Source organism: Solibacillus ferritrahens, assembly GCF_037027585.1.
Lineage (GTDB): Bacteria > Bacillota > Bacilli > Bacillales_A > Planococcaceae > Solibacillus > Solibacillus ferritrahens.
This window is the reverse complement of the sequence record NZ_JAXCLE010000006.1, coordinates 106724-125043: the sequence shown is the minus strand read 5'-3', so window position 1 is coordinate 125043 and position 18320 is coordinate 106724. Positions and strand designations below refer to the sequence as shown.

The window sequence follows — 18320 nt, the reverse complement described above, 5'->3', positions numbered from 1 at the left end:
AACGGTGGGGATCGTCAATCGGTGTGACGCCCCCCCTAGTTTCCAAATGAATTATTGAATATCCACATGCAAAAGTTCAGTGAATAGAAATTCTTCTTCGTCATCAAAAATAAAGGTCCATGGCATTGAAGTATGTGGAGGAATTTTCAGTTTTGGAATGGTGAATGCTTTTGCAAAAACACCCTTAGCTGTTGTGCAGGTTACTTCTCTATTTTGAAAATTTAGCACTTCTTCACTTCGATTATGAATGAGTACTGTCAGGAGCAGCTGCTGCCGATGATTCAATGCTTTTCGTACGAAGCAGCACGAAATCTTCCCCGTGTCCTCATCCTTAGATTGATGAAATAATTGTTCGATTATGAGGCGGTCTTGTTTTGCAATCGTTTTATCCCATGCCGCTTCAAATTGTAGTTTTTGTACGATAATAATCTCTCCTTCCCGTTTTTTCAGCAAATAAGCTAGAATACAACCTTTCTTACAACATCCGTGTTACAGTAGAGTTGAATCTTAAAAGATAGAAGGCGAAAAAATGATTGAAATAAAAAATTCCCCAATTAGTGAGGGAGAATATACTCGCGGCGTTTTTGCGATAGAAGTAATCCCAGCAGGCACTTTATTCCACCAGGCTCCTGTCCTTAGTTACCCGAATGAGCAGCATAAACATATTGAAAAAACAAGTCTTGCAGATTATGCATTTGAATTCGGTGTAGGCCGATCTGCCATATTATTAGGCTACGGGATGTTATTTAATCATTCTTATGAGCCTAATGCTACGTATGAAATAAATTTTGAAAATGAAACATTCGATTTTTTTGCCCACAAAGATATTAAAGCCGGCGAAGAAATTTTTATTAATTATAATGGTGATATCGATGATAATGATCCATTATGGTTTAATAAAGAAGAAGAATAAACATTATGATCAAGAACTGTCTAAAGGTAACTTTAAACAGTTCTTTTTTCTATTTGCTTCAGGAACGTCAAAATATCTTCAGCAAGCAATTCGCGTTCTTTTCCTAATGAGATAAGATGTCCACTATTGTTATATAGTTTTTTGCATACAATATTTCCATTCACTGTCTGTTCGATTAAATCGATGCTTTTATGAAATACATCTTCATCCAACGCACCCTTTGCCAAAAACAACGGCTGCTTCATCGCTTGTACTTCCTTTCCAGACTTGACGATAAATTGCTGAAAGGCGAGGAATTTTTCGATAGGTCTTGGAAAGTGTTCACTCATAAACTCCTGAATTTCCTGTTCCGTTCTTCCATTATTTTTTAAATAACGCTTTGAAAAATATGCCACTCTCTTTTCCAACTCTTTGGCCGGTCGTTCCAATAAAGGCGAGGAAATAATGCAAACTGCTTTTATTTGCGGAATTTCATTTGCCAATCGAATACTTAATACACCACCTAAAGATTGGCCAATGACATAGATCGTTTCGTATTTTTTCTCGATTAAAAAATTAACGGCCTCTTTGCTGCAGGCGGCTACTTGTTCAATGGAACTGGCGAATAGATGCTCCGGTGACCCACCGTGCCCGGCCAGGTTTGGGGCATAGCATGTGTATCCTTCATGATGAAGCGCTTTTGCTAAATACTGCATTTCTTTCGCGTTACTTGTAAAACTATGTAATAACAAAATGGCTTTTTCATTGCCTTGTAAATAGATGTTTTCAATCAACTGCATAATAATCTCCCTTTCACTAGTTAAAATTATTATAGCATAGCGCTTTAGTTATTTATTTTAATAGGTTTCCAGCACCGTAATGATGAAAATAATTTATGTTTCAGCTACAATAGTGGATGAGTGAAAATAACCTGAAAGGAGAATCATTTTAATATGAAAATAGTATTATTATCGATTCTTGCGGCTCTTTTTTTATATGTTCCAAATGCCGCAGCACATACTTACTTAGATACGACAAATCCGGAAGATGGCGAAGTGGTAACAGAACCGCTGCAATCCATCGCCCTCACATATGCCGGAAAAATTGAACAAGGTAGCATATTTAAAGTAATTGCCAGTAATGGCGAACAAGTTGAAACAAGCGATATAACATTAGTGGACGGTGTCTTAACAGGTAGTTTTGATAACCCTTTACCGAATGGGGATTATACAGTTCAATGGAACAGTATAAGTGAGGACGGACATCCATTATCAGGAGAGTTTTCTTTTACTGTAAATGCACCTGAGACAGAGGTAGCTGTTTCAGAAGAGAACGTTGAGCAGGCTGAAGTAGAAGATTCGGCACAAGTCGATGTGCCTGAATCTGAACCCGTAAATGTAGAGAATGATAAAAATAATACACCACTGCTGATCGTTGGCGGAATGTTACTAGCTATTATTCTCATTAGTATAATCATACTTTTAGCACGGAAAAAGACTAAATGATAGCTATAACGATTTTTAGCCAATTTCTGCTCTATATAGGCTTATCGATATTAATGGGGACTTTTATTCTAAGCTGTGTCCCCACTTCGTTACGTCCGCAAGTTTATATTTCAAAAAAATGGTTAATGATCAGTGCGATTGCTTTACCTGTTGTATCGTTTGTTCCTAATATACAATTGCTTACGATATTGATGCCGCAATTCGGCTTTTTCGACTCAATTTGGATGCTGCTATCAAAATTTAAAGTCGGACATTCATGGCTTGCCATTGTTGGCTTCACGATTATTTTACTATTAATCGTTCGGATTTATGTAAAACAAGAGTCGAAGCTTAGTGCTGTTATGGGAATTTTAGTACTTATCGCAATTATGGCAGCAATTGGCTATATAAGTCACGCAGGTTCGATGTCAGGCATTGTTGGATCCATTTTCGACTTTGTTCATTTGTTTGCTGTAAGTGTTTGGCTCGGTATTTTAATCATGATTAGCTTTTTTTCAAAAGACGCGGCGAATTGGGAAGCTTATTTAAAGTGGTTCTCACCTGTTGCACTTGTATCTCTTACAGCAATTGCATTAAGCGGTGTGATGATGACTGAAGCAATTGTTCCGAGCTATGTAACGAGCTGGTCAAGTAATTACGGGCAATTTTTATTTATTAAACATGTCCTGCTCGTGCCCCTTACAGTAATTATTTTGGCAAATTCGTTATTCATTAAGCTGAAAATAAACAAACCATTATTTGAACCGCGCACTTGGGTTATAATGGAAACTTCTTTGCTCATTATGATTCTGTTCATTACTGCGCTATTCAGTGAACAACAACCCCCAAGCTTTACGGTACAGGAAATCTCGCCGTTTTTCGAGCTTTTCTATAGTAGCTCGATTGAAACAGGCATGCGGGCATATTTGCAAATGACTGGAATTGGTTTAGCCTTCTTCCTGCTAACGGTGCTATTTATCGTACTTGGTATTGTTAGCTACATTAAGCAGCTTCCTGTTATTATTTCGGTAGCTATGACAATTGCCATTGCTTTATGTTTTTATATGGGCTTTATGTCGATTGTGTTTTTTAAATGATTTACAATTGAAGTATATGGCAAAATCGAAAAAACCATCTTCTCCATGAGAAAATGGTTTTTTCTGTTTATCCCGCAATTGATTTCCGTTACGGGTACGCTTTCCACGGGCGTGGCCTGAGCCTGTAGTCTCAAGCGTCATGCTCCTGCGGTTACTCGTCGCAAAAATAATTTCGCTATTCCCGTAGGAAGCTTTGCTTGTAGCGAAAGGCGCTAGCCGTCAGCTACACTCGACCCTTCACTCCAATCAATCATAAAGTATCTACTTTAATATTAATATTCTCTCATTTATTAGATATATCTAATTCTGCCTAATCCTCTTAAGCAAATTTCTTATTTCGCATATAGCGAATGAGCGATGCGATAATTAATATTGCAGTTAATGCAATAGTACCGTATTGCATCGTCATGTCATCAGTTCGAACAGCAATCCCGATTAATGCCCATACTATTACAAATACAAAGAATATATCGTTTGAAATGGCGATTGCCAAATAGCCGAGGATAACTGCAACAGCTACAAGTACAAGTGATCCTGCTACTTCAGAAATGCCGAGGTCTACATCATAATTTTTTAATACATAGCTCATATTGGCAATTGTTGCCACTGAAATCCACGCTAAATAAAATGAAAATGGAAAGCGTTCAGATAAACCTTTTTCTGTATTTTTGTACTGCAAATATATCGTGATGAGCGTGAACAGTAATAAAAACATGATGATAATAGATAAAATAAATTGCTCATAATGCCAGCTAAACAGCCATGCAATATTTAACACACAGCTTATAATAAATAATAATCCGACTTTTGATTTAAAACGGTTTTCTTTCACTTTTTTGTATATAGCAATTAACCAGATAACTAACAATAGATAAATAAGCGACCAAATTGAAAATACATAGCCAGCTGGTGTAAAGAGAACATCTAGCCTATTGGAAATTTCCGATGTTGTCAATCCGTTGAATGGCAGCGCATTAGAAAGTGCATTCACTACAATTACAGCAATCAATGCCAGCCACATTACAATATATAATCCCATAACGTCACACCCTTTTTCAAGATTAGGTACCCATACCCTTCCTTCTAAAAAAATATGCGAACGTAACAGGCTTTATAAATAATCCAGTTGTTAAATTATCAAAAGAGCTTGGACTAACCCTTCTCCTCTAGAGCAAACTGTTCGTTCTTCTTTTTCGTACTCTACATCAATAAGCCCCACAATTTGACCATTTAACTCTGCGACTAGCTCAATTGCCGGATTTTGATAGTGTTCCTTCTTATTGAGTACGTTATCAAAATAGGCTGTCTGTAAAAATGCTAGTGTTCTGCATCTTACCCATCCAATTTCGTCTGTGACTTTATAGTCTCTAATAATCAATTTTATACCTCCAAATTTTTGTACTACGTAGTATAGAGAGAATTATACGCCCATTAGATAAATTACAACTATGATAGCGTATCTATTTCTATTTTACTTCAGAAAAAATAAAGTTAGTTTTTGTTTGTGCAAATAATAGTAATCCATCAATAAAGGTTTCTGCATCTTCAAATGTAGAAAAATTTGCCTTCAACATAAAACAAGCATTTCCTGCAATTCTATAACAAAATTCTACATTTGAAAAAGACAAAATGTGTTGTTTGAATTCCTCATAACGATTATTTTTAATTGTCGCTTCGATAATCGCTGCAATGGGAAATCCTAAGTTTTTTGCATTTAAATTAACGGTGTAACCCGTAATAATTTGCTTATCTTCTAATTGTCGTACCCTCTCTCGAACTGCAGGAGAGGTTAAATGAACGCGACGACCTAGTTCGCTCATGGATAATCTGCTATCTTGTTTAAGTTCATTAATAATTAATTCATCAATTAAATCCATTTCAAATAATCCTTTCTATTTTTAAATAATGCACATAAAAATACTTTAAATTATTTATATGAAACCTTTTATATTCATTCTATACTAAAATCAGGAGGGATGAATAATGACAATTATAAAAATCAATACAATTGGAGATACACCATTCCAACAATTATTAGGATTCAATCAACAAGTTCAGGAGCAATGGTCTAGTTTAGGAGAGACACTTGAAAAGGATGGTTTCTTATCGGCCACATTAAAGGAACAAGTCCGCAGAATACTTGCACAAGAAAATGGGTGTCAATATTGTAAAGCAAAAGGAAAACCAGACCCACTACTTTACGATGAAAAAACAGCTATATGTACAGGTTTCGCTCAAGCTTTTTTAAAAACAAAAGGACATACACCATTAAATGTTACATTAGTTTTAAAAAAATATTTATCGGATGAAGAAATTAGTGAACTGCTTGCTTTTATTAGTTTTACTACAGCTTCGCAATATTTTGGCGCTTTAATGCAATTGTTACCTACTAATTAAAGAGTAAAATATTTTCGGAAAAATATAAGAAATATCTATAATTAATTTGAGGAGGTGGAACATGATTAATTTTTTAGGAACATCGAAAATTGAAACCGAGCGATTAATCCTTAGAAGGATGGAAATATCGGATATTCAAAAGGTCTTTGATCACTGGCTTTCAGACGAACGGGTATCTGATAACCGAGCAAGCGCCGCACATAAGACCGTTGCAGAAACGAGCGAAAGAGTAGAAAAAATTATAAGTAATTATGCCAGTAAAGAATTTTGTTGGTGGGCGATTGAACGAAAAGTTGATAGAGAATTGATCGGAGAAATTGATTTATATGATTTTGATATTACTACGGGAAACTGTAAAGTAAGCTATTCTATTGGATACGAATGGTGGAATCAGGGGTATGGGACCGAAGCGTTAAAGGCGGTTGTTGAATTTGGCTTCCAATATATGAACTTACATAAAATTTCTGCTGCACATAATACCGACAACCCTGCCTCAGGAAAAATAATGAGGAAGGCTGGGATGGTTCAAGAAGGCATCATCCGCCATATGATTCGAAATGCTAAAAATCAATACAAAGACTGTGTTATTTATGGCATGCTACAGGAAGATTATTTTAAAATTAATGATGTGACCAAAAAACATATCGTTAGGTTAATATAATAAACAATGGTGAAATAAAAGTCGTTATAATCCAAATCATCATTTATGATACAGGGAAAAAAACTATCTTATCACCTAAAACCTGCACAATTCGTTTCTTCTCATCTTCAAACATCTTTTCCCACTTAGGGTCATATTCATTAAGATTAACAATGGATCGATCCATTTTATTCCCACCTATAAAATACTTCTTCAAACTAATTTTCTAAGCAAATTAAAATAACCTGCATTTACATGCAGGTTATTTAATAAAAAGACCACAGCCTGAACATGTAGTATCAGGCGTTGATGCTTCTGAGATATAAGGTTAATTCACTTATTAAAAAAACTCTACTTATGCCCCACCTATTACTGCTTTTCAAATGCGAGTTTCATGCCAAATCCAATTAACACAGCACCAGTTAACCCTTCTATAGCTGATTGTGTAGCTGGTTTTTTCATGAAATTGCGTATTTTGTTTAATAAGAATACATAAACAGCAAACCATACAAACGTGAGTACAATATAAATAATACCCATTGTTAAGAAAGGCCAAAATGGCTCACTGCCTGCTGATAAAAATTGCGGTAAAAACGTAAGGAAAAATACCGCCACCTTAGGATTTGTAATATTCGTTACCAACCCTTGCCTGAAATAGGATTTCCCCTTTGCTTCGATGGTCGGAACTTCATCAATCTCTGTTTTTTTCACACGCATAGCAAGCAATGTTTTTATACCCAAATAGCATAGATAAGCGGCACCCACATACTTTAACACTGTAAATGCTACGGCAGATTTAACGATAAGGGCTGATAATCCGGCAACCGCAGCAATCGTATGAACGGTTAAGCCTACACATGATCCGAGCATCGTCTGAAAGCCACCATTTTGTCCATTGACGACTGTATTTTTCGTCACAATTGCTGTATCAGGACCCGGCAAAATAATCAACAGCACACATGCAATAATAAAGAATACGATATTCTCCATTTTCTCACCTTCGTTTTCTAAATTTTTAGTTATTTTAACATAATTAAGACGAAGGAAGCTACATACATTTTTAAATGACTTGTATTTTGCTGGCTCCTCACTATAACATGTGGAAGATTTTCTAATAAAATTTAACTTGATTGATTGGTGGGCTACGGCAAGACAGCGATAAAGCCACGTGATACGTGTCTTTATCACTGCCTTTATTGCCGATTGTGAGGCCCACCAATTACAAAATTTTACCCACGTTATAAAGTGAAGTAAAAAACACCCAATCAAGCCGCTTGCGCTATCGCGAGGCGGCGGAGAGCGGAAGGGTTCTCTTTTATATCTTCAATTATGAAGAAATTCACTTTATGCCAAAGCAGAATGACGCGGAGCGGAGGGGAGCAGAAACTATTTATTTGTTAGTAAGCTGATTTTTTCAGCAGCCTGATCTATTATGACATCTGCTTTTACCTTTCCATTGTAGGAAATATACATTACGGCATTATCTTTTACGAAAATAAATTCTTTAACTTCATCTCCTTCATGAATTAGCAGTTGGTCAAATTTTTCATGTGTTGTTTCTGTAAAAAATTTTTTATCATTGCTTTCATAATTACTTTCTTTTATTAAATCTTTAACTAAAGGATCCACAAGGAATTGAAAACGTAGCTGATAAATATTTGAGTATATTATTGGTGTGTAAGTGTTATTCGGATCAGTCCATTCCCCCGTTTTTTCTTCACCATTCTCTACAATCTCATATATGATTGGGGCAAAAGCACTCCAATTAACGCTAACATAGTTACCCCATTCCATTCTTACTAAATGCGGATTATTTTCAATCGACTCCAGTCTGACAATCGGTAATGACGTATCCTCCCTCGGTAACGTCAAATGATCTATTTTAGTTATTTGGTAAATCGGGATAATCAGAGCAATTATGGTAATTACAATATTAAATATATAGGTAATCTTATTATATAAAAAAGAGAGTTCCCAAGGTTTATGATGATCGATCAATTCACCTTCTATAAATTTTTTACGTACCCGAGTAATTCCCCTCCAGCTTTTAAATGCAGTTATTATATAGAAGGAATTAATTACAGCTAAAATTAATGTAACTTCTAAGCCCCCGTCAATTAAAAGTAATATTTTAGTATTATCAAGGAACCAAAATCTGTATAATACAAAAATTATTAATGCTACTCCTCCTACTGTTACAAGGAGATTCAGCAGCATTTTTCTCTGAAGTGATTTTAATACAGCCATATATTCTACCGAATGGACTTCTATCTCTTTCGTCTTTCTTTCAGTCGGGGCTGCAAAAATATGAAAGTAGCGGTCACTTGCTATATAATCCCAGCCATTTTCCTTATATAAATCGATTTTGTCATTTGAAATATATTTGTCCTTCGCCAGTTCCAATCGGTATTCCATCTGCTTACGTTCACCTTTTTTAAACTTAGCAAAATGGGTCCCTATATCATATATATGTAGGCCTTGTTCGGACATATCCGAAAACCAGCTCTCATGTTCTCCGACTTTCCAAAAATCAGCAGGTCTTAACTTGCGTACAGTTTTCGTCATTCTTTCAACCTCCTTCTTCTGGATCTGTTCTACTTAAATAATTGACCGATTACTTTAGGTATCATCTGTATCACTTCAACAATTGAAAATGAGTTCTCGACTTTATCAAATTTTCCTTCAGAATGATCTTTAAAAGGCAGTGGCTTAACTGTATCCCCCTGTATTGGCTCAAAATCATCCTGAAACTGAATTCGAATCGATTTTGCTTCGTTCATATCGGCTTTATCCATTATTTGAAAATGAATGTGCGCTTCCGATGAATTGCCTGAATTCCCGCATTGACCAAGCAGTTGCCCTTCTTTTACTGTATCCCCCGGCTTTACAACGATTGAATCTTTCTTAAAATGAGCAATCATACTGTATTCCTCATTAGGGTGGGCAATGACAACATAATTGCCTGCAGCATTCTCTTCATCCATTTCCCCAGGAATATTGTCATTAATGTGTGAGACGACTGTTATGACTTTCCCTACATATGGAGCTACAACATCTGCATTAAAGGCATAGTAACTAGCATTCAATGTCGGTGAATCCATATAGCTTCTGCCATCTTTCATGATAATAAGATCATAGGCATAGCGCTGCTGTTCATATGGATAGTGGTAATTGACGAATTCATTCGTACCTCCCCAAAATACAAACCATTCCTGTTCAATGGGCATACGATATTTGTTTTTCGTAAATTTCTGATCGGTTTCTGGAAATATAACATATGGCTTTAAATAAAGACTTTGAATGACATTTTCCACATCAAATGCAACGACAATTGCTTTTTTCTTCTGATCATCCAACCAGACAAATTGAGTGATGTCATCGTATTGAAATTGATGGGCGATTTCATAATGTGTTACACCTTTATTAAATTCCTTCCCAACTTCAATAAAATCATCAACAGAAATTAAGGTATGGAAATCCGCTGTAGAAGCATTATAAATCTTTTTAAATTCATTATTGATAAAATATGTACCAAACGAAAGTGGATCCTGAACCGACATAAAAATCCCTCCTAAAAGTTCTTACTATTTATACGGCTCAAGCTCCGAATTCGTTTCAAAATTCGTTATTTTTAAAAAAATCAAATATTAGATATTCTCTTTTTCAGCAAGCACTTCTATTTTTCGTGCGACGTTTTCTATTAGATGATCAACCTCCGCATAACCGTAATAGCGGACATACATGACTACTTTACCTTTAACAGCAACTATTTGTTTCTTTTCTTCCTTTTCATAAACGCGTAATTCATCAAGTGTGGCATGATCTATTTCTACGTACGAATCAATTTCCTCTTCATACGAATTCCACTTAATAAGATCGGATACTAATGGAGCTGCAAAAGCTTGAAAAGTGAGTTCATAAACTTCCGATGAGATACTAGGTGAATATGGGCCGCTTTCATCTACCCACATCCTCCCCTCAACGATGCCACTTTCATCTACCTCGTATTGCACAGGTGCAAAAATACCCCAATTCGTCGAGTAGCGGTTTGCCCAATCCACTTCATCGATATAATATTCATCTCGTTTAAGTAAAGGATTCTGTTCAATATCTGCCAAACGGACAATCGGTAAGCCCCCATCCTCTTGTGGCAGAGTATAAGTATCCATTTTTATTAATTGCATCAATGGCAATATAGCACTTATAAATGCAACTATTATCAGTATAATCGGAAAAACAGCATTTTTATGTAAACTGCTTTGCCATGGAGCGTGATGATCGATTGCTTTCCCTTCCTTTAAGTCTCTTTTTAATGAACGGATTGCCCGTGCTGCTCGTATGGAGTAATACACATAGTAAAGAAGGATGATACTCATGATACTTTGCTGAATAATACGCCCTTCTACTAGTCGTAAAACCGGTGTTCCATCCAAAAACCATGTAGCGCTCAGCATACCGATTGTTAATGCTACCGTCAATGACATTGCGATTAAATTAATAAGAAGGATCTTACTTAGGCGCTGTAACGTATAAGCCTGTTCCGCCGGGTCTGTATGAATTTCTGGTGCATTGCTCTCTTCCAGGGATGAGAAGACATGAAAATATTGATAGCTTGTTACATGTTCCCAGCCATTCTCTTCATACAAATCTATTTGTTCATACGATATGGATTTGTTCTTCGTCACTTCCACGCGGTATTCGATCCGCTTCGGCTCCCCTTTTTTAAAATGAATAAAATGAGTCCCTATTTTATGAAGATGCAGCCCCTTTAAAGACATATCGGAAAAATAGCTTTCATGCTCCCCGATCCGCCAGTAATCAGACGGTCGAATTTTACGTACAATTTTACTCATCGGCTTCCCTCCTCTAAAATGCTGCTGTCTATAATTAAAGATTTTAGACGCTCATATTCCATTCGCAATGCATCCTCGCCTTGTTGCGTAATTTCATACGTTTTTCTTCGGCCATCATCCTTTGCCAATACTATTAATCCGTCCTTTTGCATACGTGAAAGAACTCCGTATAATGTGCCCGGCCCCATCTTTAACCTTCCGCGCGATACATCTGTAATTGATTGCATTAATTGATACCCGTGGTTTGGACGTATTAATGCCAATAACACATAATACATTGCCTCTGTCATCGGTCCACCATTATAGGACATATTTATCCCTCCTTTTTATTATGCGTCGCGATATATCGTGTAACATAATAGTAAAGTAATCGGAAATAATTGTAAACACTGTTTTCACTTGTAACTTTCAGGGAGTTAACTCCGTCTAACTATTATGGAGGGATTATTATATGAAAAAAGTTATGTTACTTGTTTTATCACTGACTATTACATCAACGATTCTTTTTGGTTGCCAAACAAATGAAAGCAATACAATAAACAGTGGTGAAAATAAACCTAAACAGCAGTCAAAGGTAGAGGCGGTTTCAACATTAAAGATCGATGGGGAAATTAAAGAAGTTAGTATTTCAAAAACGAAAGGAACCAACAAAATCGTTCTTGAAGATATTAGTTCTATCGAAATGTTAAAAACTATAATTATGAGTGGTGTAAAAGTAAATGGCATAGCGGATATGACTAATCCAGAATATTATATGAACATTATTTATGAGAATGGAAATGTACAGTATTTTCATCTATGGATAAACGAAAAAGGTGAAACAAGCACTTTTATAAACACCGAAGATACCCATACAGCTTATACAGTTGGGAAAGAAATGACGGAAAAATTAATTGAGTTCATTAAATAGGTATAAAATCAAGCCAACCCAAATAAAAAGAGCCTGGGACAAAACAAAAAATACCGATTTTCCAAAAGGAAAGATCGGTATTTTTCTGCTACTCCCAGAATTGTTTTCCGTTACAGGAACATGGCCCTTAATAAGGAATTTCTTCTATTCAATGAGATCTCTACTTTTGTCCCACCCTCAATGTTTTACATTACCAATATTTATTTTCTTTTATTTTTTCCGGATTTTTCATTTCCATGTTTAAAGTTACCCGTAATTTTCGCTAATAATAATTGTACTTCTAATATATTATCTTCAACTGCTTTAATTCTTGCTATAAGACGTTCTGCCTCCTTATCCTTTACTATTTTAATTTGCTTACCTTTAAAGTTAATTGCTACCGTTCCATTTTTAGTTATTCGATAAGTGAATGGCTCTTCTTTTAATCTGTTTCGTTTATCTATATCGCTCAAAACACCATCTCCTTGATCACTATTTTTTAAACTCCACTGTTAATTTGATAATGGAAATTTTAATAAAACGTTTTTAATAAATACTGATCCGGTTGCTACCATTAAGGAAACGATAATAATTACTAACCCTGCTACTGCCATGATCGGCGGGAAAGCATTTGCCGTATCAAGTATAATAAATCCTGCTACGTACAAAGCGATGATAATGAATGCACAATATTTAATATAATTTAACCCTTTTATAATGCTGCTTGAAAATAATGATTTCCGTTCAATCACATATATCATATTCAATGACTCATAAAGCGCGTAAAAAAATGGGATTGCTGTTGCGTATAATCCAAGTAAAATAGGATATTGCAAGTAGGCGACTTCCGGATGAACAGCAGCTGCTTCCTGGGCAAGGATAGGTAAAAGATATACACATAAAAATAATACGATTATGCCAATCGCTACAATACCTAAACTTAAAAGAACGGAATTGATTTTCTTCATAGTGTCCTCCCTTATTTTCCAATGTTTTTCATTAAAACGAATTATCTGGATGAAGGTTTCCGTGAAAATGAAAATGGGCTTAAATAGAGGGAGAAATTCCGCTTATTTATATATTTTTTTTAAAGTGGTCAAAATAGACGAAGAAATTTCGCTTATTATCCTAAAAAATAAGTGAGTGAGTGCGTTGTTCTATGAATAGACGGAAAAGTTCCCTTTATTTTCACCTAAAACTAAAGGTCAACAGCATCTAAAGGAAAAATTCTTCGCTTATTATATTTTCGTTTGCTCGACAAGGATTTCGCAGCCTTTACACACTATCGCTAATATACTTTTTAGTCATTTTCTGTAATCTTAAGTTTGTGTGATTAACTGCATGCCTAATCCACCTACTAAAACACTGCTTCCCATACTAAATATTTCCCTTTACTACGTAACAAAGTTGGAATATCATCCTCAAACGGTAACAGTGTCTAACCGTTTCATGGACGATTAGCTTCGTTAGTATTTTTGTTCAATTTCGTACGGTTAAACCTTCGGAAACAATAACTTCATTGTAAAACCACGCTTATATTCTGAGTCGACCTTCATTTCAATTTGCAAATCATCACATAATTTTTTCACTAAAAACAAGCCCATTCCTGTAGACTGCTTTTGATTGTGAGTGTCTCCAGTAAATCCTTTATCAAATATAAATGGTAAGTCTGATTGCAAGACACCCAGTCCATTGTCAGCTACTTTCACATAATAGCTGTCTTTTTCATGTTCAAAGCCTGTTTCTATCCAAATGAAACTATCACTATCTACGTTTCGATATTTAATTGCATTCACAAGTAACTGGATTAAAATAAAATGAAGCGCTCTTTCATCAGATATAACGGGAATGTCCTTGATATCCGTATGAACACTTACCTTCTGCTCTTCCAATAATGATTGTAGCTCTAGTAAGACGTCTTCAAAGCATTCCAAAATCGAGACCTTTTTCAAGCTATAATCCACATGCACTGCTTGAAGCTTGGCAAAAAATAATATACGTTCTACGTAATCATGAATCGTTATATTTGCATGATCTAGCCGTTTATAAACTAAAGAAGACATTTCGTCTTTCCGATTTTGTAACACAAAATGAAATAATGAAAGTGGTGTTTTAATTTCATGCACCCAGCTTTCGATAAACGTTTGATATTCTAATGACTGGTACTTTGCCTCTAGTGCTTCATCATGCAGGCGACGTAATTCATTGGCTAAATTGTGCACGACTTCTTTATAGGAGTTACCTAAAATTTGTAATAAATGTTCTTCCTTCTCAAGAGAGGGCTCTTTTAAAAACTGATAAAAAGGATTTTGTTTCTCTTGCTGTTTTTTCAATGTAATAATTACCCCATACAACATCGTAACCAATGTGATAATGAGCATCGTCGGTACTAATATTTTAAATTCTTTTGGATAAGCAACCCACGCTAAAAATATAAATAAAGCACTATTCACAAAAAGGAGTAAAATCCAGTGATGCGAGTGCTGAAATAGATGTAGCCAATTGACTTTTTTCATGAGGTTTCGCCCCCTATTAATTGATAGCCGATACCTCTGACCGTTTTAATTGACCGTGACATTCCCACCTTATCTAACGTTTTTCGAAGTCTCGTCATATTGACTTGTAAAATGTTCTCGTCTACAAATTCACTACTTCCCCATAGCTCTATAAAAAGTTGCTCCTTTGTCACTATTGCTGGTGAATTGTTAATAAATAATTTCATCATAATGGCTTCATTTTCTGATAAGGCGACAGACTGCTGAGCAGCATATAAAATATTCCCTTTTTCATCTAGCGTGAATTGTGCCCATTTTAATAGTCTAGGCATTGTAGCGTACAGTTGCTGTAGCTTTTCGATTCGGGCAATGAGTCGCTTCGGATGACACGGTTTATTTAAAAAATCATCCGCCCCGAGCTCTAATGCATGCAGTTCATCTCGTAACTGATTACGTGCTGTTAACACTAATATTGGACCAACGCCCTTCGCCTTTAACGTACGACAAATTTGAAAGCCGGACATATCTGGCAAATTTAAATCCAATAATACAAGGGACGGATTGGCTTGTATAATCGCTTCTACGGGGGCATCAAAAGTAGAGATACTCACAACTGAGTACCCCTCCTTTTGTAAAATATGTTGTAATTCTTCACGTAGAAAATGGTCATCCTCTACTATGACAATGTTCGCCATACAAACACCTCTAGTCAATATCGTTTAGCTTTTGAATTTCTGCGTCGCTTTTTCGTTGTATCATACGAATATATATCACTTCGATTATTATAAATAGTAGCACAACAAGTCCAATCACACTGATGTTACGAACATTAAACTCAGCCGCTGGCAAGGCGGTTAATAAAGACCAAATCCCAAAACTACCACTAATAAGTGCCACTGTAATCGCTAAAATAAAATATAACCAAATTTGCTTGCGTGCAGACAGACAGATAGAATGTACATTTGCACCGAGCATCACCAGTGTTTCGTAGCGACTACGCGTGCTTCGTTGTTGCATTAAAAAGTTCAAGCCTAGCACCGTATTGGCGATTAGTAAAAACATCACGCCTAAGTAAAACGTTGTATAGGTTGCTGCTACCGTATAAAATAGCTGTCTGCCCATACTTGCAAGGTAGCTTTCAAATTGCACATCCATTGTGTTGAGTACTTGATCGACTTCAAGCATCGCCTGCATAAGCCCTTTTTCTTTTACGAAATCACTTTTTAACGTCATATTCCACAGCCACGTATCAACTACATCAAAATATTGAGTGAACAATGTATCTGGTACGATAAGTGCATACATTAACGTAATCGCACGGTCCGCTACAATATTATCTGAGTATAGATTTGACGCTAATGTATACTCTTTATCCGCAATTTCAATTGTCGGCTCCTTTTGTAATAAATCCTTTAATACATCATAAGGAGCACCTGTAACCTCACTTGAATACATCGCAACTTCATTGTCAGCGAGTACAATTTGTTCCTTACCTGCTGCTTGTAGCATATCATTATAGCTTGATAATGAAATAAAATAAGGATTACCTTTCTGTGAAAAGTTATTAATTAAAATATTTTTAGCCTCTGAATCAGTTGCACTCGATATTTCCTCCATTAATCCTGACCAAGCAAAATGAAAGTTTAATGTTGACTCATCTTCGCTTGCGTAAAAATTGTGCAACGCCATGCCGTAAAATTGCTCGATATATGGTGCTAATTCCTCTGATTGCACAACCGCTTGAATTTCTGCCTTTTCATCATTAAACGTGTAGTCCACTGTTCGTGTAGATACTGCATCATTCGTTAACGCAGTAAATGTCCCGAACGCAAAGCACACCATCGCCATTAAAATAAGTAGTGATGAAATTGCCAGTGAGCTCCATTGATGCAGTACGTTTTCCTGTAGCTGTCTCGCTGTAAACATTGATATACCTGTTGTGGACTTACCTTTTTTCATCACATAAAAACCAATCAAGCTGCCTAAACCGCGGAACATTATAAACGTCCCCATTATACCGATTAGTAAAATAAGTGCAAATATGCTGTAATCAAAATTTCTTAAATATAAAATCGCCATGCCGTATGCGATACATAAAAAGATTGTCCCAAGCAGTAAAGTAGCACCAGATAGTAGACTGACTACACCCCATTTAGGTGTCATTGTACTTTGCGACTTATCTTTATCCTCATGAAGTAATTCATTCGGCTCTTTTCGGCTCAACTTAAAGCTCAAAATCAGCATTGCTAGTAATTGCACAAGAAAGAAACCACAAATCGTTAATAGTATGCCAACCCATGAAATTCGAAATGCATGTCCTACAATCCCCATGCCAACTAAACGAGACGTCGTTAAATTAATAAGCTCCGTTATAAACAAAGCAATCGGTAAGCCTATACAAAGAGACATGATACTATTCAATATCGCTTCTCCCATCGTCATGAGAAATAACTTACTTTGCTTCATCCCCATCATTAGATACATACCGAACTCATGACTACGCTGCTGCATCTGATAGCGATTTGCAAAATACACAAGGAAGAACACGAATACTAGTGAAACCCCATAAAGTACGGGAATTAATAATAGTAAGCGATCTACTGCATCACTTTCAATTGTCTTCAAATACCGCATCACATCTTGTTCACCTAGTGACAAAATCACATAAAACGCCATAATCGATACAATCAGCGATGCAAAATACACCCCGTTTTCCTTTCGCGTTTGTCGGCTATTACGTTTCACAAAATCAAAGAACATTGCTACTACCTCCAGCAAGCTGCGCCATCACCATCACAATGCGCTCATAAAATGCCTCTTGCGATTCGCCCAGTACATTTCTGCGTAGTTCATGGAAAATGACCCCGTCTTGGATAAACAAAATTCTAGAACAATAGCTAGCTGCATTCGCATCATGCGTCACCGTTAAAATCGTAGACCGATGCAGTTGATTGTGTTCAGATAGCTTCTCCATTAAAACTTTTGCATTTTTTGTATCTAGCGCTCCTGTGGGCTCATCTGCTAGGACAATACTAGGATTGGAAATTAATGCCCTTGCAGCCGCAACCCGCTGCTTTTGACCGCCAGACAACTGTGACGGAAATTTATTTAACAGTTCTTCAATATCAAATCTGTTCACTAATTCCGACAACTGTTGCTCCTGTGCACTTACATGAATTCCATGAATGGCTAACGGCAACACGATATTTTCTTTCACCGTTAAATTATCAATCAGTTCAAATTGCTGGAATAAGTAACCAATGTGATTGCCTCGATATGCAGCAAGCTGCCCCCCTTTGAACGACGAAATATTTTGCCCCTCTAGTAATATTTGACCTGATGTTGGCTTCAACATTGTAGCGATTACATTTAATAGCGTTGTCTTTCCTGAACCACTCGCTCCCATGATGCCAAGAAACTCCCCTGGTAAAACATCAAAAGTGACACCTTTTAATGCCTTTGTTTCACTTTGTCCTTTCCCAAAAACTTTATGAACTTCTTTCACTTCAAGTAATTTATTCGACGCATTCACCATTACAGCCTCCTGTTTGTTTCCTTAGCAATACCTTACTA

The 18320-nt window shown here is 36.2% G+C and carries 22 protein-coding genes and 1 pseudogene; 6 read left to right on the top strand and 17 right to left on the bottom strand.

Annotated elements, in window-relative coordinates:
* Positions 1–51: 51 nt before the first annotated feature.
* Positions 52–453 carry an SLAP domain-containing protein gene (locus tag SNE38_RS08020; protein WP_336046273.1) on the bottom strand — a complete coding sequence of 134 codons (402 nt, stop codon included), beginning with the start codon at positions 451–453 and terminating at the stop codon, positions 52–54.
* Between the two features lie 76 nt (positions 454–529).
* Here SNE38_RS08020 and SNE38_RS08015 point away from each other — a divergent pair, with 76 nt between their 5' ends.
* Positions 530–913 (top strand): SET domain-containing protein, encoded by a 384-nt coding sequence (locus SNE38_RS08015; protein WP_336046272.1) that lies wholly within the window; start codon positions 530–532, stop codon positions 911–913.
* A 32-nt stretch (positions 914–945) separates the two neighbouring features.
* Here the strand turns inward: SNE38_RS08015 and SNE38_RS08010 are convergent, their stop codons facing one another.
* Positions 946–1692: an alpha/beta hydrolase gene (locus SNE38_RS08010; RefSeq protein ID WP_336046271.1), complete on the bottom strand. Its 747-nt coding sequence runs from the start codon at positions 1690–1692 to the stop codon at positions 946–948.
* A gap of 153 nt (positions 1693–1845) precedes the next feature.
* Between SNE38_RS08010 and SNE38_RS08005 the strand changes: the two genes are divergently transcribed.
* Both SNE38_RS08005 and SNE38_RS08000 read left to right on the top strand, forming a co-directional pair.
* Positions 1846–2397, top strand: coding sequence for a copper resistance CopC family protein (locus SNE38_RS08005; protein ID WP_336046270.1), 552 nt, complete (start codon positions 1846–1848; stop codon positions 2395–2397).
* A complete protein-coding gene (locus SNE38_RS08000; RefSeq protein ID WP_336046269.1) occupies positions 2394–3473 on the top strand; it encodes a copper resistance D family protein in 1080 nt (359 codons plus the stop codon). Before SNE38_RS08005 ends, SNE38_RS08000 begins: the two co-directional genes overlap by 4 nt.
* Positions 3474–3792: 319 nt before the next feature.
* On the opposite strand, the gene SNE38_RS07995 is transcribed toward SNE38_RS08000, so the two are convergent.
* The 3 genes and pseudogenes from SNE38_RS07995 to SNE38_RS07985 all read right to left on the bottom strand — a co-directional run bounded on the left by SNE38_RS07995 (position 3793) and on the right by SNE38_RS07985 (position 5350).
* Positions 3793–4512: a TspO/MBR family protein gene (locus tag SNE38_RS07995; RefSeq protein WP_336046268.1), complete on the bottom strand. Its 720-nt coding sequence runs from the start codon at positions 4510–4512 to the stop codon at positions 3793–3795.
* A 114-nt stretch (positions 4513–4626) separates the two neighbouring features.
* Positions 4627–4851 (bottom strand): annotated as a pseudogene (locus SNE38_RS07990) (GNAT family N-acetyltransferase); the annotation flags it as partial.
* Positions 4852–4939: 88 nt separating this feature from the next.
* Positions 4940–5350, bottom strand: a complete 411-nt coding sequence (locus tag SNE38_RS07985) for an Lrp/AsnC family transcriptional regulator (protein WP_336046267.1) — start codon at positions 5348–5350, stop codon at positions 4940–4942.
* A gap of 106 nt (positions 5351–5456) precedes the next feature.
* Here SNE38_RS07985 and SNE38_RS07980 point away from each other — a divergent pair, with 106 nt between their 5' ends.
* Together SNE38_RS07980 and SNE38_RS07975 are read left to right on the top strand one after the other, a co-directional pair.
* Positions 5457–5870, top strand: coding sequence for a carboxymuconolactone decarboxylase family protein (locus SNE38_RS07980; protein ID WP_336046266.1), 414 nt, complete (start codon positions 5457–5459; stop codon positions 5868–5870).
* Between the two features lie 61 nt (positions 5871–5931).
* Positions 5932–6531: a GNAT family N-acetyltransferase gene (locus tag SNE38_RS07975; protein ID WP_336046265.1), complete on the top strand. Its 600-nt coding sequence runs from the start codon at positions 5932–5934 to the stop codon at positions 6529–6531.
* Between the two features lie 43 nt (positions 6532–6574).
* Here SNE38_RS07975 and SNE38_RS07970 read toward each other — a convergent pair whose 3' ends face one another.
* The 6 genes from SNE38_RS07970 to SNE38_RS07945 all read right to left on the bottom strand — a co-directional run bounded on the left by SNE38_RS07970 (position 6575) and on the right by SNE38_RS07945 (position 11674).
* Entirely contained in the window at positions 6575–6697 is a 123-nt protein-coding gene (locus SNE38_RS07970) for a hypothetical protein (RefSeq protein ID WP_336046264.1), read from the bottom strand.
* A 182-nt stretch (positions 6698–6879) separates the two neighbouring features.
* Positions 6880–7500 (bottom strand): LysE family translocator, encoded by a 621-nt coding sequence (locus SNE38_RS07965; protein ID WP_336046263.1) that lies wholly within the window; start codon positions 7498–7500, stop codon positions 6880–6882.
* A 396-nt stretch (positions 7501–7896) separates the two neighbouring features.
* The gene (locus SNE38_RS07960; protein ID WP_336046262.1) at positions 7897–9075 is read right to left on the bottom strand and encodes a DUF2812 domain-containing protein; all 1179 of its coding nucleotides are present in this window, start codon (positions 9073–9075) and stop codon (positions 7897–7899) included.
* 29 nt (positions 9076–9104) lie between these two features.
* Entirely contained in the window at positions 9105–10070 is a 966-nt protein-coding gene (locus SNE38_RS07955) for a M23 family metallopeptidase (RefSeq protein ID WP_336046261.1), read from the bottom strand.
* An 87-nt stretch (positions 10071–10157) separates the two neighbouring features.
* Entirely contained in the window at positions 10158–11363 is a 1206-nt protein-coding gene (locus SNE38_RS07950; protein WP_336046260.1) for a DUF2812 domain-containing protein, read from the bottom strand.
* Entirely contained in the window at positions 11360–11674 is a 315-nt protein-coding gene (locus SNE38_RS07945; RefSeq protein ID WP_336046259.1) for a PadR family transcriptional regulator, read from the bottom strand. The genes SNE38_RS07950 and SNE38_RS07945 overlap by 4 nt, the downstream gene beginning before the upstream one ends.
* Positions 11675–11814: 140 nt before the next feature.
* Here SNE38_RS07945 and SNE38_RS07940 point away from each other — a divergent pair, with 140 nt between their 5' ends.
* Positions 11815–12273: a hypothetical protein gene (locus SNE38_RS07940; protein ID WP_336046258.1), complete on the top strand. Its 459-nt coding sequence runs from the start codon at positions 11815–11817 to the stop codon at positions 12271–12273.
* Between the two features lie 200 nt (positions 12274–12473).
* Here SNE38_RS07940 and SNE38_RS07935 read toward each other — a convergent pair whose 3' ends face one another.
* The 6 genes from SNE38_RS07935 to SNE38_RS07910 all read right to left on the bottom strand — a co-directional run bounded on the left by SNE38_RS07935 (position 12474) and on the right by SNE38_RS07910 (position 18279).
* Positions 12474–12725, bottom strand: a complete 252-nt coding sequence (locus SNE38_RS07935) for a hypothetical protein (protein WP_191704472.1) — start codon at positions 12723–12725, stop codon at positions 12474–12476.
* Positions 12726–12764: 39 nt separating this feature from the next.
* Positions 12765–13220, bottom strand: coding sequence for a DUF2975 domain-containing protein (locus SNE38_RS07930; protein WP_336046257.1), 456 nt, complete (start codon positions 13218–13220; stop codon positions 12765–12767).
* Between the two features lie 525 nt (positions 13221–13745).
* Complete coding sequence (locus tag SNE38_RS07925; protein ID WP_191704470.1) at positions 13746–14768, bottom strand: sensor histidine kinase; 1023 nt, start codon at positions 14766–14768, stop codon at positions 13746–13748.
* Entirely contained in the window at positions 14765–15442 is a 678-nt protein-coding gene (locus tag SNE38_RS07920; RefSeq protein ID WP_336046256.1) for a response regulator transcription factor, read from the bottom strand. The genes SNE38_RS07925 and SNE38_RS07920 overlap by 4 nt, the downstream gene beginning before the upstream one ends.
* A 10-nt stretch (positions 15443–15452) precedes the next feature.
* Positions 15453–17507, bottom strand: coding sequence for an FtsX-like permease family protein (locus SNE38_RS07915; protein WP_191704468.1), 2055 nt, complete (start codon positions 17505–17507; stop codon positions 15453–15455).
* Positions 17497–18279 (bottom strand): ABC transporter ATP-binding protein, encoded by a 783-nt coding sequence (locus SNE38_RS07910; protein WP_191704578.1) that lies wholly within the window; start codon positions 18277–18279, stop codon positions 17497–17499. Before SNE38_RS07910 ends, SNE38_RS07915 begins: the two co-directional genes overlap by 11 nt.
* Between the last annotated feature and the right edge of the window lie 41 nt (positions 18280–18320).